The sequence below is a fragment of the Curtobacterium sp. ME26 genome, assembly GCF_903970945.1.
Classification (GTDB): domain Bacteria; phylum Actinomycetota; class Actinomycetes; order Actinomycetales; family Microbacteriaceae; genus Curtobacterium; species Curtobacterium citri.
In genome coordinates this window covers 100,504-120,666 of record NZ_CAJCKG010000007.1, presented here as the reverse complement: position 1 = coordinate 120,666, position 20,163 = coordinate 100,504, and the positions used below count along the sequence as shown (strand labels likewise).

17 protein-coding genes and 2 tRNA genes are annotated in these 20,163 nt (G+C 72.3%); 7 read left to right on the top strand and 12 right to left on the bottom strand.

Annotation, left to right across the window (positions count from 1 at the left end; all coding sequences use genetic code 11):
* Positions 1-1,447, top strand: a 1,447-nt coding sequence (locus H7A69_RS04815) for an HAD family acid phosphatase (protein ID WP_182046019.1), incomplete at its 5' end; no start/stop codon positions are given.
* Between the two features lie 152 nt (positions 1,448-1,599).
* Here the strand turns inward: H7A69_RS04815 and H7A69_RS04810 are convergent.
* From H7A69_RS04810 to H7A69_RS04770, 9 genes are all read right to left on the bottom strand, one after another.
* A tRNA-Thr gene (locus H7A69_RS04810) sits at positions 1,600-1,672 on the bottom strand.
* A gap of 44 nt (positions 1,673-1,716) precedes the next feature.
* A complete protein-coding gene (locus H7A69_RS04805) occupies positions 1,717-2,352 on the bottom strand; it encodes a TetR/AcrR family transcriptional regulator (RefSeq protein ID WP_182046018.1) in 636 nt (211 codons plus the stop codon).
* Positions 2,353-2,540: 188 nt separating this feature from the next.
* The gene (locus H7A69_RS04800; protein WP_182046017.1) at positions 2,541-3,683 is read right to left on the bottom strand and encodes a DNA polymerase III subunit delta'; all 1,143 of its coding nucleotides are present in this window, start codon (positions 3,681-3,683) and stop codon (positions 2,541-2,543) included.
* 40 nt (positions 3,684-3,723) lie between these two features.
* A complete protein-coding gene (gene tmk, locus H7A69_RS04795) occupies positions 3,724-4,374 on the bottom strand; it encodes a dTMP kinase (RefSeq protein WP_182046016.1) in 651 nt (216 codons plus the stop codon).
* Positions 4,371-7,145, bottom strand: coding sequence for a type I DNA topoisomerase (topA, locus tag H7A69_RS04790; protein WP_182046030.1), 2,775 nt, complete (start codon positions 7,143-7,145; stop codon positions 4,371-4,373). The genes tmk and topA overlap by 4 nt, the downstream gene beginning before the upstream one ends.
* 461 nt (positions 7,146-7,606) lie before the next feature.
* A complete protein-coding gene (locus H7A69_RS04785; protein ID WP_182046015.1) occupies positions 7,607-7,951 on the bottom strand; it encodes a TadE family type IV pilus minor pilin in 345 nt (114 codons plus the stop codon).
* The gene (locus H7A69_RS17390) at positions 7,948-8,217 is read right to left on the bottom strand and encodes a DUF4244 domain-containing protein (protein ID WP_259346083.1); all 270 of its coding nucleotides are present in this window, start codon (positions 8,215-8,217) and stop codon (positions 7,948-7,950) included. Before H7A69_RS17390 ends, H7A69_RS04785 begins: the two co-directional genes overlap by 4 nt.
* An 84-nt stretch (positions 8,218-8,301) precedes the next feature.
* Positions 8,302-9,165 carry a type II secretion system F family protein gene (locus H7A69_RS04775; RefSeq protein WP_182046014.1) on the bottom strand — a complete coding sequence of 288 codons (864 nt, stop codon included), beginning with the start codon at positions 9,163-9,165 and terminating at the stop codon, positions 8,302-8,304.
* Positions 9,162-10,295 (bottom strand): CpaF family protein, encoded by a 1,134-nt coding sequence (locus H7A69_RS04770; protein ID WP_182046013.1) that lies wholly within the window; start codon positions 10,293-10,295, stop codon positions 9,162-9,164. The genes H7A69_RS04775 and H7A69_RS04770 overlap by 4 nt, the downstream gene beginning before the upstream one ends.
* Before the next feature lie 553 nt (positions 10,296-10,848).
* Between H7A69_RS04770 and acs the strand changes: the two genes are divergently transcribed.
* Positions 10,849-12,801 carry an acetate--CoA ligase gene (acs, locus tag H7A69_RS04765; protein WP_182046012.1) on the top strand — a complete coding sequence of 651 codons (1,953 nt, stop codon included), beginning with the start codon at positions 10,849-10,851 and terminating at the stop codon, positions 12,799-12,801.
* A 79-nt stretch (positions 12,802-12,880) separates the two neighbouring features.
* Here acs and H7A69_RS04760 read toward each other — a convergent pair whose 3' ends face one another.
* Both H7A69_RS04760 and H7A69_RS04755 read right to left on the bottom strand, forming a co-directional pair.
* Positions 12,881-13,342 (bottom strand): RidA family protein, encoded by a 462-nt coding sequence (locus H7A69_RS04760; protein WP_182046011.1) that lies wholly within the window; start codon positions 13,340-13,342, stop codon positions 12,881-12,883.
* Positions 13,339-13,497: a hypothetical protein gene (locus tag H7A69_RS04755; protein WP_182046010.1), complete on the bottom strand. Its 159-nt coding sequence runs from the start codon at positions 13,495-13,497 to the stop codon at positions 13,339-13,341. The genes H7A69_RS04760 and H7A69_RS04755 overlap by 4 nt, the downstream gene beginning before the upstream one ends.
* Positions 13,498-13,547: 50 nt before the next feature.
* Here H7A69_RS04755 and H7A69_RS04750 point away from each other — a divergent pair, with 50 nt between their 5' ends.
* The 5 genes from H7A69_RS04750 (at position 13,548) to H7A69_RS04730 (ending at position 19,055) form a co-directional block, all read left to right on the top strand.
* A complete protein-coding gene (locus tag H7A69_RS04750; protein ID WP_182046009.1) occupies positions 13,548-16,109 on the top strand; it encodes a transglycosylase domain-containing protein in 2,562 nt (853 codons plus the stop codon).
* Positions 16,106-17,062 carry a metallophosphoesterase gene (locus tag H7A69_RS04745; protein WP_182046008.1) on the top strand — a complete coding sequence of 319 codons (957 nt, stop codon included), beginning with the start codon at positions 16,106-16,108 and terminating at the stop codon, positions 17,060-17,062. The genes H7A69_RS04750 and H7A69_RS04745 overlap by 4 nt, the downstream gene beginning before the upstream one ends.
* Before the next feature lie 109 nt (positions 17,063-17,171).
* A tRNA-Pro gene (locus tag H7A69_RS04740) sits at positions 17,172-17,245 on the top strand.
* 164 nt (positions 17,246-17,409) lie between these two features.
* Positions 17,410-18,438: a sensor histidine kinase gene (locus tag H7A69_RS04735; RefSeq protein ID WP_182046007.1), complete on the top strand. Its 1,029-nt coding sequence runs from the start codon at positions 17,410-17,412 to the stop codon at positions 18,436-18,438.
* Complete coding sequence (locus H7A69_RS04730; RefSeq protein ID WP_182046006.1) at positions 18,435-19,055, top strand: response regulator transcription factor; 621 nt, start codon at positions 18,435-18,437, stop codon at positions 19,053-19,055. Before H7A69_RS04735 ends, H7A69_RS04730 begins: the two co-directional genes overlap by 4 nt.
* Before the next feature lie 21 nt (positions 19,056-19,076).
* Here the strand turns inward: H7A69_RS04730 and H7A69_RS04725 are convergent, their stop codons facing one another.
* Positions 19,077-20,114: an LLM class flavin-dependent oxidoreductase gene (locus H7A69_RS04725; protein WP_069712169.1), complete on the bottom strand. Its 1,038-nt coding sequence runs from the start codon at positions 20,112-20,114 to the stop codon at positions 19,077-19,079.
* Between the last annotated feature and the right edge of the window lie 49 nt (positions 20,115-20,163).

The following is a 20,163-nucleotide window of genomic DNA, read 5'->3' as shown; positions in this document are numbered from 1 at the left end:
GGTCAAGAAGACCATCGCGACGTACTACGGCGACCCCGGCACCGGGATCGCGGACGAGACCGACTCGCCCTACATCCGCGAGATGCGCTCGATCGTCGACCGTGAGACGCGCCAGCTCCGCCGCATGCACGACACCGCCGTCCGGCACGGGCAGCGTCCGGCCATCGTGCTCGACGCCGACGACACGACGCTCTGGACGTACGACATGGAGGTCGCGGACATGCACTTCGTCTTCGACCCCGCCCGCCAGGACGAGTGGGTGCAGGACGAACGCTTCGCCGCCACGCCCTCGATGGTCGGCTTCGTGAACCGTGCCCAGGCGATGGGGTTCACCGTCTTCGGGCTCACCGGTCGCAACGACGACCAGAAGACCGCCACCGTGCAGAACCTGACCAAGGTCGGCTACACCGCGTTCGCCCCGGACCGGTTCTTCACGAAGTGGACCGGCGTCGGCGCCTCGCAGCAGCCGTCGTACATCACCTGCGCCACCGCGAAGTGCACGACGGTCGAGTACAAGGCCCTGACGCGCAAGCACATCGAACAGGACCTCGGCTACGACATCACGCTGAACGTCGGCGACCAGTGGAGCGACCTGCAGGGCGGGTACGCGGACCGCTCCCTGAAGCTGCCGAACCCCACCTACTTCCTCCCCTCCGCCGACCTCCCCGGCGTGTCCGAGCCACGGCTGACCCCGCGCACGCGGTTCACCACGGCGGCGGACGGCTCGTCCGGCGCGACGCAGGGCGGTGAGGGCATCCCGAACATCGACTCGGTCAAGAAGACCATCGCGACGTACTACGGCGACCCCGGCACCGGGATCGCGGACAAGACCGACTCGCCCTACATCCGCGAGATGCGCTCGATCGTCGCGCGACAGGCGCCCGTCGTCGCCGCCCAGTGCTCCGTCGCGAGCCGTCAGCACCGCAACCCCGCGATCGTGCTCGACGCCGACGACACGACGCTCTGGACCTACGACATGGAGGTCGCGGACATGCACTTCGTCTTCGACCCCGCGCTGCAGGACGAGTGGGTGCAGGACGAGCGCTTCCCGGCCACCCCGTCGATGACCTCGCTCGTGTCCGTGGCCGAGCGCTCCGGCTGCACGATCATCGGGCTCACCGGCCGCAACGACGGCCAGGAGGAGGCGACCATCGCCGACCTGAACAGGGTCGGCTACCCGCAGTTCAGCGCCACGAAGCGCGGCACCGAGACGTACTACACGAAGTGGACCGGTGTCGGCGCCTCGCAGCAGCCGTCGTACGTCACGTGCGCCGCGGCGAAGTGCACCACCATCGAGTACAAGGCGCAGACCCGGGCGCACATCGAGTCTCGTGCCGGCGGTCGGTACGACGTCGTCGCGAACTTCGGCGACCAGTACAGCGACCTCATCGGTGGGTCGGCGGACCGGAGCGTCAAGCTGCCGAACCCCACCTACTACCTGCCGTGACCACCCGTGCCCCTGCCGGACGCCTCCGTCCGGCAGGGGCCCGGCGCAGGGCTCCCGTGTGCGCCGGACGGGTCGGCCTGAAGGGTCGGCCTGACGGGTCGGAACGGCGAAACCCCCGGTCGGACATCGTCCGATCGGGGGTTCCGGTTGTGAGCCGCCTGTCGGAATCGAACCGACGACCTATTCATTACGAGTGAATCGCTCTGCCGACTGAGCTAAGGCGGCGGACGCTCCGTTCCCGGAGCGGCACGGGTAACGACTATACAGGTTCAGACGAGCGAACGCGAAACGAGCGCGCCGAGCTCGTCGAAGGAGCGCTGCAGCTCGTCCACGAGGAGCGTCTCGGAGCCGCCGTCGGACCACTCCCACCAGGCGTGCCGGAGCGCCGCGAGCGCGACCACCGACGCCAGGCGTGCCCGCCTCCGGAGCACCTCCGGTGCCTCGTCGACGTCCGCCCCGGTCGCCGTGAGTCGTTCGGTGACGGCGTCCTCGATCTGCGCCTGGAACTCCTTCATCGATGCCATCCGCCTGCTGAACAGCTCGGGCGCGGCACGGAGCACCTGCTGGCGCTCGGCGAGCAGCTCGCGGTCGTCGACGAGCTCCTCGGCCGCGTGCACGAGCAACACCCCGAGGTCGGACAGCAGCTCCCCGGTCGGTCCCCCCGCCCGGAAGGCGTCGAGCGCCGGCCCCGCGGGCAGCGTCGGGTCGTCGCCGAGCAGCGCCTGCTCCTTGCTCGGGAAGTAGTTGAAGAAGGTGCGCGGCGAGACGTCCACCCGGCGGGCGATCTCGTCCACGGTGACCGCCGGCCAGCCGGACTCGATCGCGATCCGGAGAGCCGCCTGCTGGATCGCGAGACGGGTGGCGCGGCGCTTGCGTTCACGCAGGCCGGGTGCAGCGTCGGGCATGGCGCGATCTTCTCACGGCCGGTGCAGCAGCCGGCTGCGGGTGTGCGCAGGCTGCCGGGTTCGGACGGTGGAGACCGACCCGCCGGGGTCGGACGACAGCGGCGGGTCGGCCGGGAGGCGCGTGGTCGGCCCGTCGGGGACGCCTGCGTCCGTCGGTGCCCCCGTCGGGCGACGGGGCGATCCGTCCGTCAGCGGGTCGCGCGGGCGATCGTGACGAGCAGCGCCTCGAGTGCCAGCAGGGCGGCGACGTTCGCCGCGATCCGCTGCCGTGCCAGGGCGACGGCGTCGAGCACCTCGAGGGCAGCGGCGGGCGGGACGACCTCGAGCGCGCGGTCGAGCTGGTCGCGCATCGCGAGGTTCACGGGTTCGGCCGGCGCGCCGAGACCGAGCAGGAGCAGGTCGCGGTACAGCGAGGACACGTCGACGAGGATGCGGTCGAGGCCGTCGCGGAGGCTCCGGGTCGCCCGGCGCTTCTGGTCCTCCTCGAGTGCGCGGAGCTGCGACCGCAGCGCGGGCGGCACGGTCCCGCCCGGTGCCACTCCGAGTGAGCGGAGTGCGGCGTCGCGTTCCTCGCTGTCCCGTTCCACGGTGATCGCCTTGGCGTCCTCGTCGGCCACGGCGAGCAGGTCCGCAGCGGCCATCACCGCGTCGCCCACCGAGCGGATGCCGAGCACCGTCTCGAGCGTCCGTCGACGGCGGCCACGGGCGTCCTCGCTCGTCGCCAGGCGTTGTGCCATGCCGATGTGGCTCTGGGCCTGCCGGGCGGCGTCGGTGGCGAGGTCCCGGTCCACCCCGGTGCGGGCGACGATGAGGTCCGCGACGGACGCCACGTCCGGCACGCGCAGGCGCACCGAACGGACCCGCGACCGGATCGTGGGCAGCAGGTCCGCCTCGCTCGGGGCGCAGAGGATCCAGACCGTGCGCTCCGGCGGTTCCTCGAGCGCCTTGAGCAGCAGGTTCGAGGTGCGCTCGGTCATGCGGTCGGCGTCCTCGATGATGACGACGCGGTAGCGACCGACCGACGGCGAGTAGTGCGACGACGTGACGAGGTGCCGGATCTCGTCGATGGTGATGATCACGCGTTGCGTGGTCAGCACGGAGACGTCCGGGTGGCTCCGTGCCGCGATCTGCTGCAGGGTGTGGTCGTCGTCGGCGCCCGAGCCGACCAGCGCGGCCGCGAACGCCGCCGCGACGTTGGACCGACCGGACCCGGGCGGGCCGGTGATGAGCCACGAGTGGGTCATCCCACCCGTGGCCTCGGGGCCCTCGGCCGCGCTGCGCAGCGCGGCGACCGCCTCGTCCTGCCCGGTCAGGCCGTCCCACACGCTCACGGGGTCATCCTCGCAGCAGCCTCCGTCACGCGGGCGGTCGTCACGATGCGCTCGGGTCCAGGGCCGGGATCCCGACGAGCGCGCCGACGGCGGTGCGCACGGCGCGTTGGACGTCCTCGGCAGGAGCCGACGCGTCGACGACCAGGAACCGGGCCGGTTCCGCGGCGGCCGCGTCGAGGAACGCGCCGCGGACGGTCTCGTGGAAGGCGGCGGCCTCGGACTCGAGCCGGTCGAAGGTGTCGCCCCGCGCCGCGGCCACACGGGCGCGGCCGACCGTGACGTCGAGGTCGAGCAGCACGGTCAGGTCAGGCGCGAGGCCGTCGGCGGCCCACTCCGACACCGATCGGATGCGGTCGGCCCCGAGGCCCCTCGCGACGCCCTGGTAGGCCACGGAGGAGTCGATGTAGCGGTCCTGCAGCACGACCTCGCCGCGCTCGAGGGCCGGCCGGACGACCGTCTCCACGTGGTGGGCACGGTCGGCCGCGTAGAGCAGGGCCTCCGCACGCGGGGCGACGTGGCCCCGCTCGTGCAGCACCATCTCGCGGATGCGCTGCCCGAGGTCCGTGCCCCCGGGCTCACGCGTCCGCACGACCGTCCGACCGCTGGCCTCGAGCCAGTCGGTGAGCAGTGCGGCCTGGGTGGTCTTGCCCGCGCCGTCACCGCCCTCGAGGGTGATGAACCGTCCGGTCACTTCTTCTTGGCCGGCGCCTTGCGGGCCGGGGCCTTCTTCTTCACCGGACCCTTGGCGCGCTTGTCGGCGATGAGCTGCACGGCGCGCGCGTGGTCGACCGTCTCGATGTCCTCGCCGCGCGGGATGGTCGCGTTCGTCTCGCCGTCGGTGACGTACGGACCGAAGCGGCCGTCCTTCATCTTGATCGGCTTGCCGGACACCGGGTCGGCGTCGAACTCCTTGAGCGCGGCACTCGCGGTCCGCTTCGCACCGTACTTCGGCTGCGCGAACAGCTCGATCGCGCCGGGGAGGTCGACGTCGAAGATCGCGTCCTCGCTCGGCAGCGTCCGGGTGTCGGTGCCCTTCTTGATGTACGGGCCGTAGCGACCGTTCTGCGCCGTGATGTCCTCGCCGGACTCCGGGTCCTTCCCGACGACGCGGGGCAGGTCGAGGAGCTTGAGCGCGGTCTCCAGGTCCACCGTCTGCGGATCCATCGACTTGAACAGGGACGCGGTGCGCTCCTTGGGCGCCGCGGCCTTCTTCGTCGTCTTCTTCGCGGGGGCCTTCGCCGTGGTCTTCGAGGCGGCCTTCGTCGTGGTCGACGTCGGAGCCTGCTCGGCGGCAGCCTCGACGACCTCGCCGGTGGACGGGTCGACCGTCGGCTCCGGCTCCGGGGTGCGCTCCGTCACGTAGGGGCCGAAGCGGCCGTCCTTCGCGAGGACCTCCTTGCCGGTCTCGGGGTTGATGCCGACGACGCGGTCCCCGACGACGGGCGCGTCGACGAGCTCCTGCGCCTTCTCGACGGTGAGCTCGTCGGGCGCGAGGTCCTCGGGCACGTTGACGCGCCGGGGCTTCTCCGGGTCGTCGCTCGGGACCTCGATGTACGGGCCGTAGCGGCCGATGCGCAGGGTGAGACCGGGCGCGAGCTCGACCGAGTTGATGTCGCGCGCGTCGATCTCGCCGAGGTTGTCGATGACCGTCCGGAGCCCACGGTGGTCGTCACCGCCGAAGTAGAACCCCTTGAGCCAGTCGATGCGGTCGGCGTCGCCGCTCGCGATCCGGTCGAGGTCTTCCTCCATCCCGGCGGTGAAGTCGTACTGCACGAGGTCGCCGAAGTGGTCTTCGAGCAACCGGACCACGCTGAACGCGATCCAGTTCGGCACGAGGGCGCTCCCCCGCTGGGTGACGTACCCGCGGTCCATGATCGTCGAGATGATCGCCGCGTACGTCGACGGACGACCGATCCCGAGCTCCTCGAGCGTCTTCACGAGGCTGGCCTCGGTGTAGCGCGGCGGCGCCGACGTGTCGTGCCCCTTCGCCTCGACGTCGCTCACGCCGAGGTGGTCGCCCTCGGCCATCTGCGGGAGCTTGGCGTCGCCGTTGTCCCCGCCGTGGCGGTCCTCGTCGCGGCCCTCTTCGTAGGCGTTGAGGAACCCGCGGAAGGTGATGACGGTGCCGGACGCCGTGAACTCGGCGTCGGTGCCGGTGGCGGTCGCGGCGATGCCGGCGACCGGCTCCGTCGACGTGATGCCGAGCACGACCGACGCGGTCGAGCCCTTGGCGTCCGCCATCTGCGAGGCGACCGTGCGCTTCCAGATGAGGTCGTAGAGCCGCCAGTCGTTGCCGCGCAGCACGCCCTCCATCTCGGACGGGGTGCGGAAGGTGTCACCGGCGGGGCGGATCGCCTCGTGCGCCTCCTGCGCGTTCTTGCTCTTGCCCGCGTAGCTGCGCGGCTTCTCCGGGATCGTCTCCGGGCCGTACAGCGCGGAAGCCTGCTTGCGGGCCGCGGTGACGGCCTGCTGCGACAGGGACGACGAGTCCGTTCGCATGTAGGTGATGTGGCCGTTCTCGTAGAGCGACTGGGCCACGCTCATGGTCTGGCGCGCGGAGAACCGGAGCTTGCGCGCGGCCTCCTGCTGCAGCGTCGACGTCGTGAAGGGCGCGGCGGGTCGACGCGTGTACGGCTTCGACTCGACGCTCCGCACGACCGCGTCGCCGGCGCCCTCGAGCACCGCAGTCAGGGCGGCGGCGGACGCCTCGTCGAGACGGACGGCCTCACCCTTGAGCGCACCGCGGTCGTCGAAGTCGCGTCCGGAGGCGACCCGTGTGCCCTGCAGGCGGGCGAGCCGCGCGGTGAAGGCGGTGTCGCCGACCTTCTCGAAACGGGCGGACAGGTCCCAGTAGTTCGCGGAGACGAAGGCGAGCCGCTCGCGCTCCCGGTCGACGACGAGACGGGTCGCCGCGGACTGCACGCGACCCGCCGAGAGTCCGGGGCCGACCTTGCGCCAGAGCACCGGCGAGACCTCGTACCCGTAGAGACGGTCGAGGATGCGGCGGGTCTCCTGCGCGTCGACCAGCGCGGTGTCGAGCTCGCGGGTGGCCTCCTTCGCGCGCTGGATGGCCTCCTTGGTGATCTCGTGGAACACCATGCGCTTGACCGGCACCTTGGGCTTGAGCACCTGCAGGAGGTGCCACGCGATGGCCTCGCCCTCGCGGTCCTCATCGGTTGCGAGGAAGAGCTCGTCGGCTTCCTTCAGCGCCCGCTTGAGCTCGGTGACCGTCTTCTTCTTCGCGTCGGAGACGACGTAGTAGGGCTCGAAGCCGTTGTCGACGTCGACCGAGAACTTGCCGAGCGAACCCTTCTTGAGCTCGGCGGGCAGGTTCTTGGGCTCGACGAGGTCACGGATGTGTCCGACGGACGCCTGGACCTCGTATCCGTCACCGAGGTATTGCGCGATCGTCTTCGCCTTCGCGGGGCTCTCGACGATCACGAGCTTCTTCGTGCCTGGCACGTGTCTCCTTGATCGATGGTGCGTGCCGGCCCTGGACGCCAGCGGAGTCCGGGTCGACCGGGACGACGGTGACCGGGGGCCGACGTGCACACCATACACACCCTGTTCGGACGTGCTGGTCGCCGGACCGGCGACGGCGACCGCGCTCACGGCGAACGGTCCCGGGGCGACGACGACCCGCACGCGGGCGGTCGCCGACCGTGTGGCGCAGGAGCCGAGCGCCGCGCCGTTCGCGGCCGCCACCCGGCCGGCCGTGGCGCAGGGCGTCCCCGCGACCCGACCGACCAGCACCGCCGCCGCGGCGAGCGCAGCGGCGTCGGCCGCGGTGCGTGCCCGGACGTCGCCGACGCGCATCCGCGCCGCTCCCAGGGCCGCCGTGGCCACGACGAGGACGACGGCCACGGCGGCGACGAGCAGGACGGTCGCCGTCCCGTGGTCGTGCCGTGCTCGTGCACCGGCGGTCACCGCCCGCCCTCCGCGGCACAGCCGGTCGCCCGGAGCGGCAGGAGGGCGAACGGCCCGGGAGCGGCCGCCCGGAGATCGACGCACACGAGGCCGTCCGAGCGGCGGATCGACGACGACGCCCCGGGCGCGCCGGACGACACCGCGGTCGCGGCCGCCCCGTCGTCCCCGCGCCCGAGGGCCCGCGCTGCGGCACCGGCGGTGTCCTGGAGTCGCCCGGCTCGGTCGGCGAGCACGACGCCCGCGACGAGCGACACCAGGACCAGGGTGACGACGGGCAGCGCGACCGCGAACTCGACGGTCACGCTCCCCCGGTCGCCCTGCCCGCGGTCGGAGGCGATCACGGGACCAGCGCCCCGCGGACCAGGTCGGTCAGGACCTGCTGGACCTCGCCCGAGCGCATCACCGCGACGAGGACGCCCGCGAAGGCGACCGCGGCGAGGATGACCACGGCGTACTCCGCCGTCGCCGATCCGCGGTCGCCGGCGAGCCGGCTGCGGACCGCCCGCTCCCAGCGCCGCCCGGCGCGGACGCGGACGCGCCGCCGCTCCCGCTCCCGCTCCCGCCCTCGGCCTGTCGCGGTCCGTCGTGCTGCCCTGGTGTCGGTCATCCCGTTCCCCTCTCTCTTGTCGTGCTCCAACGGTCGTGCACCGCGGCGGCCCGCACCCCGTCGATGCGTCGGTCTGTGGACGCCTCACCCGAGTCCGCCGACGGTGGAGGACAGGACCCCGACCACGACGGGCACGACCCCGATCAGGACGAACGCCGGCAGCACGCAGGTGCCGAGCGGCAGCACGAGCCGCACCGCCAGCCGCTCCGCCCCGGCCAGTCCCGCCGCGGCCGCGTCGTCGCGGACGTCCTCCGCCGCTGCACGCAGCAGTCCCGCCGCCGGTACCCCCGCCCGTCGCCCCAGGTCGAGCGCCTCCCGCAGCCGTGCGGCGACCTCCGGCCCGGGCTCGGTCGGCAGGCCGGCGTCGGCGAGCGCCGCACGCACGGTCTCCTCGGCCGTCTGCCACGACCCGCCCCCGGTCAGCGCCACCGCCCACGCGTCCAGCTCGATCCCAGGGATCCGTCCGTCGGGGACGGCGCGGAGCACGAGGAGCCGTGACCAGCGTCGACCGACCGCGACGAGGCCGGCGGCGAGGGCGGAGCACGCCCAGCCGACCGGCCGCGTCAGCAGGACCTCGGCCGCGCCGGCGTCCCACGCCCAACCGAGCCCGAGGCCCAGCAGCGGCAGCGCGAGCACGACGCGCGCACTCGTCCGGGGCCCGGCGAGCGCGACGCGCACCGCCCGGTCCGCCGCGGCGCTCCTGCGCATCGCGGCCGAGAGCGCGCGGAGGGCCTCGGCGGACGGCGCCCCGCTCCGGGCCGCGACGTCGAGGACGACCCGCACGTCCCGCCACGCCGGGCTGCCCGACGCCGGACGGCCCCCGACGAGTGCCCAGGCGCGGGGCGCCGGCACCCCGGCGGCGACCAGCACGGCGACACGGTCGAGGACCCGCGCGGCCGCCGACGGGCCCTCCCGGTCGCGGGCCCGCGGATCCTGCCGGTCGGTCACACCCGGCCGACCGCCCGGACCGGACGCACGGCGAGCCGACCGTCGCCGTCGACCATGCAGGAGCCCACCGCGGCCAGACCCCGCCTCGACCCCGTGCATTCGAGGTGCACGACGAGGTCCACCGCGCTCACCACCTGACGGGCGAGCGCCTCCGGCCCGAGCCCGGCGAGTGCACCGAGGGCCTCGAGCCGGGCCGCGACGTCCTGCAGGCCGTTGGCGTGCAGCGTGCCCGCACCGCCGTCGTGGCCGGTGTTGAGGGCGGACAGCAGTTCCCGCACCTCCGCGCCCCGGCACTCGCCCACCACGAGCCGGTCCGGCCGCATGCGCAGCGCCTCCCGCACCAGCCGGTCGAGCCCGATCGCGCCCACGCCCTCCGCGTTCGCCTGCCGCGCCTCGAGCGCGACGACGTGCGGGTGGTCGACGCGGAGCTCCGCGACGTCCTCGACGGTGACGATGCGCTCGTCGTGCGGGACCGCCGCCAGCATCGCCGCGAGCACGGTCGTCTTGCCGCTGCCGGTGGCGCCCGTGACGAGCACGTTCCGCCGCTCGGCCACCGCGCGCTCGAGCACCGCCCGCGGGACGGCCCGGAACGCACCGCGGCGTTCGAGGGACGCGAGCGTCGGTCGGTCCGGCGACGGGAGCCGCACCGACAGTGCGGTGCCGCCCACCGAGACCGGCGCGAGCACGACGTGCACCCGGACGCCGTCGCCGTGCCGGACGTCGGCGCACGGTGTCGTCTCGTCGACGTGTCGTCCGCCGAGGGCCACGAGTTCCGCGGCGAGCGCCCGGACACGCCGCTCGGGCAGGTCCGGTGGGACGCGCTCGAGGCCGCGCCCCCGGTCCACCCACGTTCCGCGACCGCCGACGACGAGGACGTCCGTGGTGGCGGCGTCCGTGACGAGCGCGGCGAGTTCCTCGAACGCCGCGGCGTCCACCGCCCTGCGGCCCCGGGTGGGGAGCCGGTGTGCGCCCGGCAGGAACGGCTCGTCGACCACGGACGCCAGGTGCGCGGCGGGCGGACGGCGGCCGGGCACGGCCGTCGGGGACGACCCGGCCGCGGCCCGGTCGAGCGGGAGCCCGCCGTCCGGGGACCGACGGGACCTGGGGAGCTCGGCTCGGTGACGGTGCATGGCGACGACGGTAGGGCGGCGGCGTGCCCGAGTGCCCGCCGTCTGCGTCCCCTTGTTGGCGAAGGCGACGATCCACACCAACGGCGGGTTTTGTACCCCGCGACGGAATCCCGTACCCCGTTCGGCTCCGGCCCCGTCAGCACGTCGCGCGACCGCCTCCCGGCCCGGTCCGCTGAACGCCGCACCGTCCCGAGCACGACCGCTCGGGGCGACGTCTGCAACGAGCGCGTGGACAGGTCTGTCCACGGTTCGGCACCAGCACGCGGATCGCTGCGACCCTGCCCGGAGCACTCCGCGACACCCGTCGGACAAAAAGAAGAGGCGGCACCGGTTGGGGGGAACTGGTGCCGCCTTGACATCGGTGGATTGGGGGGAATCCGACCCGGTGCCGCCGGAAACGAGTCCGGCAGGAACCACTGTACCCCATGAACACCCGTGCTCGGCAACCCCCGCGACCGGATGTCCGAGCGGCGCCCGCCCGGGTCGCTGCGGCGCGCCGACCGGGGGGTAGTCTCCGACTGCACCCCTGCCGCACCGACGCGAGAGGACACCGATGTCCACACCGATCCGGGCCGACGAACGCCACGACGACGGCCCCACCTTCGCCCCCACCGCGGCCTTCGTCGCCGACGCCGTCGCCGGCGAGGACCTGCACACGGCCGCCGCCGCCGACCGCGAGGCCTTCTGGGCCGACCAGGCACGCAGCCTGCTGGACTGGCGGACACCGTTCACCCGGACGCTCGACTGGTCAGACGCCCCGTTCGCCAGGTGGTTCGACGACGGCGAGCTCAACGTCGCCGAGAACTGCCTCGACCGCCACGTCCGCGCCGGCAACGGGGACCGGGTCGCGATCCACTTCGAGGGCGCCCCCGGCGACACCCGCCGCATCACCTACGCGGAGCTCACCGCCGAGGTGCACCGCGCCGCGAACATGCTGACCGACCTCGGCGTCGAGCAGGGCGACCGCGTGGTCGTCTACATGCCGCTCGTGCCCGAGGCCGTCGTCACGATGCTCGCCGTCGCCCGCATCGGCGCGGTGCACTCCGTCGTCTTCGGCGGGTTCAGCGCGGAGAGCCTCCGCGCCCGCATCGAGGACGCCGGCGCGAAGCTCGTCGTCACCGCCGACGGCGGGTGGCGTCGCGGGGCCGTCTCGCCGCTCAAGCCCGCGGTCGACGAAGCCCTGACCGGCGCGGGCACGGACACCGTCGAGCACGTCCTCGTCGTGAAGCGCGGCGGCAACGACATCGCCTGGAACGACCGCGACCTGTGGTGGCACGACGAACTGGCGAAGGCCGCTCCCGAGCACGAGGCGCAGGCGTTCCCCGCCGAGACGCCCCTGTTCATCCTCTACACCTCGGGCACGACCGGGAAGCCGAAGGGCATCGTGCACACCTCCGGCGGCTACCTGACCCAGGCCGCGTACACGCACCGGAACGTGTTCGACATGCACCCGGAGAAGGACGTCTACTGGTGCACCGCCGACATCGGGTGGATCACCGGGCACTCCTACGTCGTCTACGGCCCGCTCGCGAACGGCGTCACGCAGGTGCTCTACGAGGGCACCCCGGACGAGCCGCAGCCCGGTCGCTGGTGGGACATCGTCGACTCCTACGGCGTCACGGTCCTCTACACCGCGCCGACCGCCGTCCGCGCCGCCATGAAGGCCGGCCGGCAGATCCCCGAGGCCCGCAGCCTCGAGTCGCTCCGCCTGCTCGGCAGCGTCGGCGAGCCGATCAACCCCGAGGCCTGGCAGTGGTACCGCCAGGTCATCGGGCACGACCGCACCCCGATCGTCGACACCTGGTGGCAGACCGAGACCGGCGCGATCATGATCTCGGCACTCCCCGGTGTCACCAAGCTCAAGCCCGGCGCCGCGCAGACCCCGCTGCCGGGGATCGTCGCCGAGATCGTCGACGAGGAGGGCCACCGCGTCGACCCGGGCGAGAGCGGCTACCTCACCGTCACCGAGCCGTGGCCGTCGATGGCCCGTGGCATCTGGGGCGATCCGGACCGCTTCGTCGAGACCTACTGGGACCGCTTCCCCGGTCGCTACTTCGCGGGCGACGGCGCACGCCTCGACGGGCAGGGCGACATCTGGGTGCAGGGACGCGTCGACGACGTCATGAACGTGTCGGGCCACCGCCTCTCGACCGCGGAGATCGAGTCGGCACTCGTCGGCCACGAGGGCGTGGCCGAGGCGGCCGTCGTCGGCGCGGCCGACGAGACCACCGGTCAGGCCGTCGTCGCGTTCGTCATCCTGACCGCCGAGGCGGCGGAGGGGGTCGACCGTGACGCGGTCGCGAAGGAGCTGCGCGACTGGGTCGGCAAGCGGATCGGTGCGATCGCGAAGCCGCGGCAGGTGGTCGTGGTCCCGGAGCTGCCGAAGACGCGCTCCGGCAAGATCATGCGGCGCCTGCTCCGCGACGCGGCCGAGGGCCGCCGCATCGGCGACACGACCACGCTCGCCGACCCGACGATCATGGCGACCATCGCGGAACTCATGTGACGCGCGGAACGTGGGCAGGGCCTCCAGTCCGTCCGAACTGAGAGGCCCTGCCCACGTGACCTGGGTCGCTGACGGTCCGTCAGTCGGTCAGCTCCACGACCAGCTCGACCTCGACCGGCGCGTCCAGCGGCAGCACCGCGACGCCCACCGCGCTGCGCGCGTGGAGGCCGGCGTCCCCGAGGACCTCGCCGACGAGTGTGGAGGCCCCGTTCGCGACGCCGGGCTGCCCGGTGAACGACGGGTCGGACGCGACGAAGACCGTGACCTTGACGACGCGCGCGACGCGGTCGAGCGACCCGGCCACGGACGCGACGGCCGCCAGCGCGTTCAGGGCGGCGACCCGGGCCTGGGCGGTCGCGGTGTCCGCGTCGACCCCGGCCCCGACCTTGCCGGTGACGGGCAGCGCACCGTCGACGAAGGGCAGCTGGCCGGCCGTGTACACGTACTTCCCGGTGACGACGGCGGGCACGTAGGCGGCGACCGGCGCCGCGACGCCGGGGAGCTCGATGCCGAGCTCGGCGAGCCGGTCGGCGACGCTCACGCGTCGGCCTTCGGGCGCTTCAGGTAAGCGACGAGCCCGCCCTCGGGGCCGCTGACGACCTGGACCAGCTCCCACCCCTCGGAACCGAAGTTGTTCAGGATCGCGGCCGTGTTGTGGATGAACAACGGAGCGGTGAAGTACTCCCACTGAGTCATGCGGTTCCTTGCCAGCCTTTCAGTCGTGGGCGTCGTTTAGGCTGCATCCTATGTCTGCCCAGAAGTCTGCCTCGCGGACCAAGCCCGTCTCCGCAATCGGCGCCTTCGTCGGTTTCGTCGGTTTCAGTGCGCTCGCTGGTCTGCTGGTCACGATCGGGGTCACCCCGGCCATCGCCGTCGCCGGTGTCACGACCACCTCGACGATCGGCGTGTTCGAGTCGCTGCCGGAGTACATCGAGATCGGTGACCTCCCGCAGCGCAACGAGATCTACGCGTACGCCAACGGCAAGCCGGTCAAGCTCGCGACGGTCTACGACCAGAACCGCGAGGAGCTCAAGTACGACCAGATCAGCGACCAGCTGAAGAACGCCGCCATCGACGGCGAGGACAAGCGCTTCTGGGACCACGGCGGCGTGGACATGACCTCCCTCGTGCGCGCCGGTGTGGGCAGCATCGCCGGCGGGCTCGGCGAGTCGGGCGGTGGCTCGACGCTCACGATGCAGCTCGTGCGCAACATCAAGATGCAGCAGGCCCTCGAGCTCCCCACGCAGGAGGAGCGCGAGAAGGCGTACAACGACGCCGTCGAGCAGACCATCCCCCGCAAGCTCGAGGAGATGAAGCTCGCGATCGGCCTGGCGAAGAAGTACTCGCACGAGGAGATCCTCACCGGGTACCTCAACATCGCCTACTTCGGCGACCAGACGTACGGCGTGCAGGCCGCTGCGCAGCACTACTTCAACAAGTCGGCGACCGACCTCACGCCGGCCGAGGCCGCGTCGATCCTCGCGATCGTGCAGTCCCCGAACACGCGCAACCTGGCGTCGGAGAAGAACTACGAGGCCAACAAGGCCCGCCGCGACGTCATCCTCAAGTCGATGTACGCGCAGAAGCACCTGTCCAAGGCCGATTTCGACCAGGCGATCGCGTCGAACCCGAAGGACTACGTCCACCTCACCGAGCCGCAGCAGGGCTGCCAGTCGGCCGCGGGCAACGGCGCGCAGTTCTTCTGCGACTACGCCGTCAAGGTCGTCAAGAAGATGTCGCAGCTCGGCGGCACCCAGAAGGAACGTGACCAGGCCTGGCGGAACGGTGGGTACACCATCCAGACGAGCCTCGACATCAACCTGAACGGCCAGCAGAAGGACCTGCTGAACGCGCACGACCCGAACACCGAGGCACGCTTCGCGCTCGGATCCACGATGAACTCGATCGAGGCGTCGACCGGCCGCATTCTGACGATGGCGCAGAACAAGGACTACGACCAGTCCATCAAGTCGCCGCCCACCGCGACCTCGCTCAACTACTCGGTCGACGAGGGGTTCGGCGGTTCGAAGGGGTTCCAGACCGGCTCGACCTACAAGGTCTTCACGTTGCTCGACTGGCTCAAGACCGGCCACGGTCTGAACGAGACCGTCAGCGGCACCCCGCGGCTCATGCAGAGCGGCTGGACCGAGTGCGGACAGCCCTACTACGCCGGCGGCTACACGCCGAAGAACGACAGCCCCGGTGAGAACGGCAACTTCACCGTCGCCCGGGCGACCGCCCTCTCCGTCAACGTCGCCTTCCTCAACATGGCGCAGAAGCTCGACCTGTGCGACATCCGCGACACCGCGAAGTCGCTCGGCGTGCACCGCGCCGACGGCGGCGACCTGAAGTCGAACCCGACTTCGGTCCTCGGCATCAACGAGATCGCTCCGATGACGATGGCCTCCGCCTACGCGACGATCTCGAACGGCGGCACGTACTGCGAGCCGATCGCGATCGACCAGGTCACCGACGCGACCGGCAAGAAGCTCGGCGGGCAGACCAAGCAGTGCAAGCAGGTCCTCGACCCGAGCGTGGCTGCGACGGCCGCGTTCGCACTCAAGGGCACGATCCAGTACGGCACCGCGGTCGGTGCCCAGACCGCGGACGGCACCCCGATGTTCGCGAAGACCGGTACGACCGACGACGCGGACCAGATCTGGCTCGTGGGCGGCAGCTCGAAGGTCGCCACCGCCTACTGGCAGGGCAACACGGACGGCGGCAAGGCCAACCTGCGGCACTACTACAGCGGTGCCGGTGGCTCGTACGCGAGCGCCCGTGCCGACGTGTGGCGGCAGGCGATGACCCCGATCAACCAGATCTACCCGGGTGATGCGTTCCCCGCTCCGTCGCAGACCGCCCTGCGCGGCAACTCGCTCAACGTCCCCGACGTGACGGGCAAGACCGCGGACGAGGCACGGTCGACGCTCGCCGGCGCCGGCTTCACCTACGTCGACGGCGGCACGCAGGCCGGTGGCGGCACCGCCGGCACCGTCTCGTCGACCTCGCCGGGAGCGGGGACGCTCCTGTCGCAGGGTTCGAGCGTCACCGTCTACACGACGGACGGCACGCAGACGACCGTGCCCGACGTCGCCGGTAAGTCCTTCGACGAGGCGCGCGGGCTCCTGCAGCAGGCCGGCTTCGCGAACGTGTCGACGACGAACCGCTACGCCAAGGGCGACGACGGCAAGAAGTGCACCGTGGCGAACGTCCGGCCCCAGGTCGGCGCGGCCGCGAGCAAGGACACCACCGTGTCGCTGCAGCTGTTCGGTGACCAGGACGGCAAGGCGCCGAAGGAGTGCCGGTGAGTCGGGGCCGCGCCGCGCTGGGGGTCATCGCAGCGGGCGCGGCCGTCGGAGCGGCGACGGCGACGTGGGGTTCCCTCGTCGAGCGTCGCCGCTTCGGCATCCGCTGGGAGACCGTGCCCGTGCTTCCCGCGGGTTCGCGTGACGTCACCGTCCTGCACCTCTCCGACATCCACATGGCGCCGTGGCAGGCCGACAAGCAGCAGTGGCTGCGCGACCTCAGCCTGGTCGAGCCGGACTTCGTGGTGAACACCGGCGACAACCTCGGTCACGAGACGGCGAACGCGGCGGTCGAGTACGCGCTCGAGCCCTTCCGCGGCATCCCGGGTGCCTTCGCGCACGGGTCGAACGACTTCTACGGCCCCTCGCCCCGGAACCCCTTCAAGTACTTCACCGGGCCGAGCAGCACGCACTCCGACCGGCGCCCGGTCGGCCTCGACATCGACCGGCAGACGGCGTTCTTCGAGTCGCTCGGCTGGCTCGACGTCAACGACCAGGCGCACGCGATCGAACTCCGGGGATCGCGGTTCGAGCTCTTCGGCACCTCGGACGCGCACCGCGACTGGGACCGGCTCGACCTCCTGCCGACGAACGTCGACGAGATGCGCAGCACCGTGCCGTGGACCGAGGACGAGGACGGCCCCGCCCCGGTCGCGATCGGGATCACCCACGCGCCGTACCGCAGGGTCCTCGACGCCTTCGTCGACCAGGGTGCGGACATCGTCTTCGCCGGGCACACCCACGGCGGACAGGTGCAGGTACCGGGCGTGGGGGCGCTCGTCACGAACTCGGACCTCCCCCGCCGTTACGTGAGCGGTCTGCACAAGTGGCAGCACCGCGGGCACTGGTCGTGGCTCGAGGTCTCCGCGGGGATCGGCACGTCGATCTACGCCCCGGTGCGGTTCTCGTGCCGCCCGGAGGCCGTCGTCGTGACCCTGACCGCGAAGACCGCCTGAGCCCGGCACCGACCGGTGCGACGCGCCCGGGTGTTCGCCCGATGGTCGTGAGCACCCTCGAACGTCCGGTAGACTTTCCTGGTCGCTCCGGTTCGGGGCGATCACACCGCGGGGTGTGGCGCAGCTTGGTAGCGCGCCTCGTTCGGGACGAGGAGGTCGCAGGTTCAAATCCTGTCACCCCGACACTGTGTTGAGACAGTGATGAAGCCCGGGTCCTCGGACCCGGGCTTCTGTTCTTCCCGGGCTCCTGTCTCGCCTCGGATCCGCGGTCCCTCCTGTGTCCGTCGACACACACCGCTGTCCCGACCGCTGCTGAGCTGCACTCCCCCGCTACGCTCGCAAGCGTCATGACGATCCCCGCCCCGCTCGCCGCCGTCCTCTCGGAGATCGGTGCCCGCTTCCCCGACCTCGCCGACGACCCGGTGATGGCCCGGAGCCTGCTCGAGAACGTCACGTCGATGGTGGCCGAGGCGCACGAGCGCTACGCCTCCGGTGATGGCGTCGGGAGCATCGTCAGCGACCGCTACCTCGACCCGGACCACCTGGCCACGGGGGCGCTGCACGCCGAGCACGCCCAGCACCCCGCCGGGGCGATGCTCGCCGCCGAGATGCTGTTCGACGCGTACCTGCCGGTCTTCGTGGACGAGGTCGGCGCCAGCACCACCGCCGAGGTCCTGCGCGCGACACGGGCGTTGCACGCCGGGGTGTGGAGCCGCTTCCCGGCCGGCGCCATCGCCTACACCGAGGCACTCCGGCAACGGGTGACGACGGCGAACCTCGACTCGCGGACGCAGATCGCGCGGGACCTGCACGACCGCGTCGCCCACGGGGTCCTCGCCGGCCTGCAACGGCTCGACCTCGTGCTGCTCACCGACCCACCGGCACCGGAACGCTCCGAGCAGCTCGAGGGCGCCGCACGCCTGCTGCGTACCGCGTTGACGGACGTCCAGGACCTCGCGGTGACCCTGCACGCGCGCGTCGGCGACGACCGGCTCGACGATGCCCTGCGACGGCACGTCGACGACCTCTTCCCGGGCGACGACCGCCTGACCGTCACCACGACGGGCGTCGGTGGCGCGCTGCCGAACTGGAAGGCCGAAGAGGCCCTCACGATCCTGCTCGAGGCGCTCACCAACCGCCGGAAGCACGCGCCGGGATCCACCGCCTCCGTGACCTTCGCGTGGTCCGAGACGGCCGTGGTCGTGACCGTCCGCGACGACGGACCCGGCTTCACGCCCGGCTCGGGCGCGGACGGCCGGCTCGGCCAGCAGACCATGCGCGAGCGCGCCGGGGTGCTCGGCGCACGACTCGACGTCGAGAGCGCGCCCGGAGCGGGCACCACCGTCCGCCTGACCGTCCCGCGGGGGTCGATGTGACCGGCGTCACCCACGTCGCACTGGTCGACGACCACCGGCTGTTCCGGGAGGGGCTCGCGACGATCCTGTCGTCCGTCCCGACCATCCGCGTGGTCGCGCACGGCGAGCGACCGTCCGACGTGCTCGACTCCCCCGAGGCGAACGCGATCGACGTCCTCCTGCTGGACGTCGAGCTCGACGGCCCGCCCGCACGCACCACCATCGCGACCGTCCGGCGGAACCACCCGCGGATCGCCGTGGTGGTGCTCACGATGCACCGGGACGCCGTGCTCCGCCGCGCGTTGCTCGACGCGGGCGCCGTCGACTTCCTGACGAAGGACGCCCCGAGCCGCGAGCTCGTCGACCGCATCGTCCGAGCGACCCGCACCGACGCCGCACCGGTGACCTTCCCGGTCGACCTGGTGACCGACGCCCGGGCCGGCTCACCGCTGAGCGACCGCGAGCTCGAGGTGCTCCGTCTCGTGGCCGCAGCCCGGTCCAACGCCGAGATCGCCGCCGAGCTCGGTCTCGCGGTCGGCACCGTCAAGCGGCACGTCTACAACGTGTTCCGCAAGCTCGACGTGGGCACGCGGGTCGCCGCGATCACCGCTGCGACCCGCCTCGGCCTGCTCGCCTGACGGCACCGCGCGAGCGCGCCGTCAGACGGTTGCGCCCGCCGGGACCAGCCGCCCCTCGGCCTGTAGCGACGCGACGACGTCGAGCGCCTGGTGCCGGTACCGGGCCTGCGCGGCACCCGGTGCCACGATCACGCCGTCGGCACCGGTGGACGCGACGAGCTCGTTGATCTTCGCCGCGACCTGCTCCCGCGTCCCGTACGCCTGGCGCTCGGTCCGCGCGGCGATGAACCGACGCTCGAGGTCGGAGAACTCGTACGCGCGCGCCTCGTCCATCGACACTGGCTCGGGCTTCGCGCCCTGCCGCATCCGGATGAACGAGATCATGCCGGGAGCGCTCTGCTCGTCGACGATCGCGGGGTCCTCGTCGGTCACGACCTGCACGCCGATGAGCGCGTTCGGCGTCTGCCGGAAGCGCGACGGGCGGAACGAGTCGCGGTACAGCGCGAGGGCCGCCTCGGTGTTGTCGGAGGCGAAGTGGTGGGCGAAGGCGAACGAGACGCCGAGGGCACCGGCGACCTGCGCGCTGTAGCCGGAGGACCCGAGCAGCCAGAACTCCGGCACGTCGCCGTAGCCCGGCACGGCCCGGATGCGCGAGAGCGGGTTCGCCTCGTCCATGCCGGTGAAGAAGCCGATCAGGTCGGCGAGCTGCTGGGGGAAGTCGTCGACGTCGAGGCGGTCCGTCCGGCGCAGGGCCATCGCGGTCGCGCCGTCGGTCCCGGGTGCGCGGCCGATGCCGAGGTCGACCCGGTCGCCGTAGAGCGCCCGCAGCGTGCCGAACTGCTCCGCGACGACGAGCGGCGCGTGGTTCGGCAGCATGACCCCGCCGGAGCCGATGCGGATCCGCGAGGTCGCCGCACCCACGGCGCTCAGCAGCACCGCCGGTGCCGAGGACGTGATGCCGGGCATGCCGTGGTGCTCCGCGACCCAGATGCGCTCGTAGCCGAGCCGCTCCGCGTGGACCGCGGTGTCGATCGTGCCCTGCAGGGCCTCGGTGTTCGTCTGGCCGTACTCACGCGTGGCCAGGTCGAGGACGGACAGGTGCAGGGTTGCGTCGCTCATGCGGGGCACAACCGACGCCGGGCCGCGCACATTCCGCAACGGGAGGCGC

Coding starts and splice junctions, on each gene's coding strand:
- H7A69_RS04725 (WP_069712169.1), bottom strand. CDS start 20,114: ATGAGCGACGCAACCCTGCACCTGTCCGTCCTCGACCTGGCCACGCGT.
- acs (WP_182046012.1), top strand. CDS start 10,849: ATGTCCACACCGATCCGGGCCGACGAACGCCACGACGACGGCCCCACC.
- H7A69_RS04755 (WP_182046010.1), bottom strand. CDS start 13,497: ATGACTCAGTGGGAGTACTTCACCGCTCCGTTGTTCATCCACAACACG.
- H7A69_RS04735 (WP_182046007.1), top strand. CDS start 17,410: ATGACGATCCCCGCCCCGCTCGCCGCCGTCCTCTCGGAGATCGGTGCC.
- H7A69_RS04750 (WP_182046009.1), top strand. CDS start 13,548: ATGTCTGCCCAGAAGTCTGCCTCGCGGACCAAGCCCGTCTCCGCAATC.
- H7A69_RS17390 (WP_259346083.1), bottom strand. CDS start 8,217: ATGACCGACACCAGGGCAGCACGACGGACCGCGACAGGCCGAGGGCGG.
- H7A69_RS04805 (WP_182046018.1), bottom strand. CDS start 2,352: ATGCCCGACGCTGCACCCGGCCTGCGTGAACGCAAGCGCCGCGCCACC.
- H7A69_RS04770 (WP_182046013.1), bottom strand. CDS start 10,295: ATGCACCGTCACCGAGCCGAGCTCCCCAGGTCCCGTCGGTCCCCGGAC.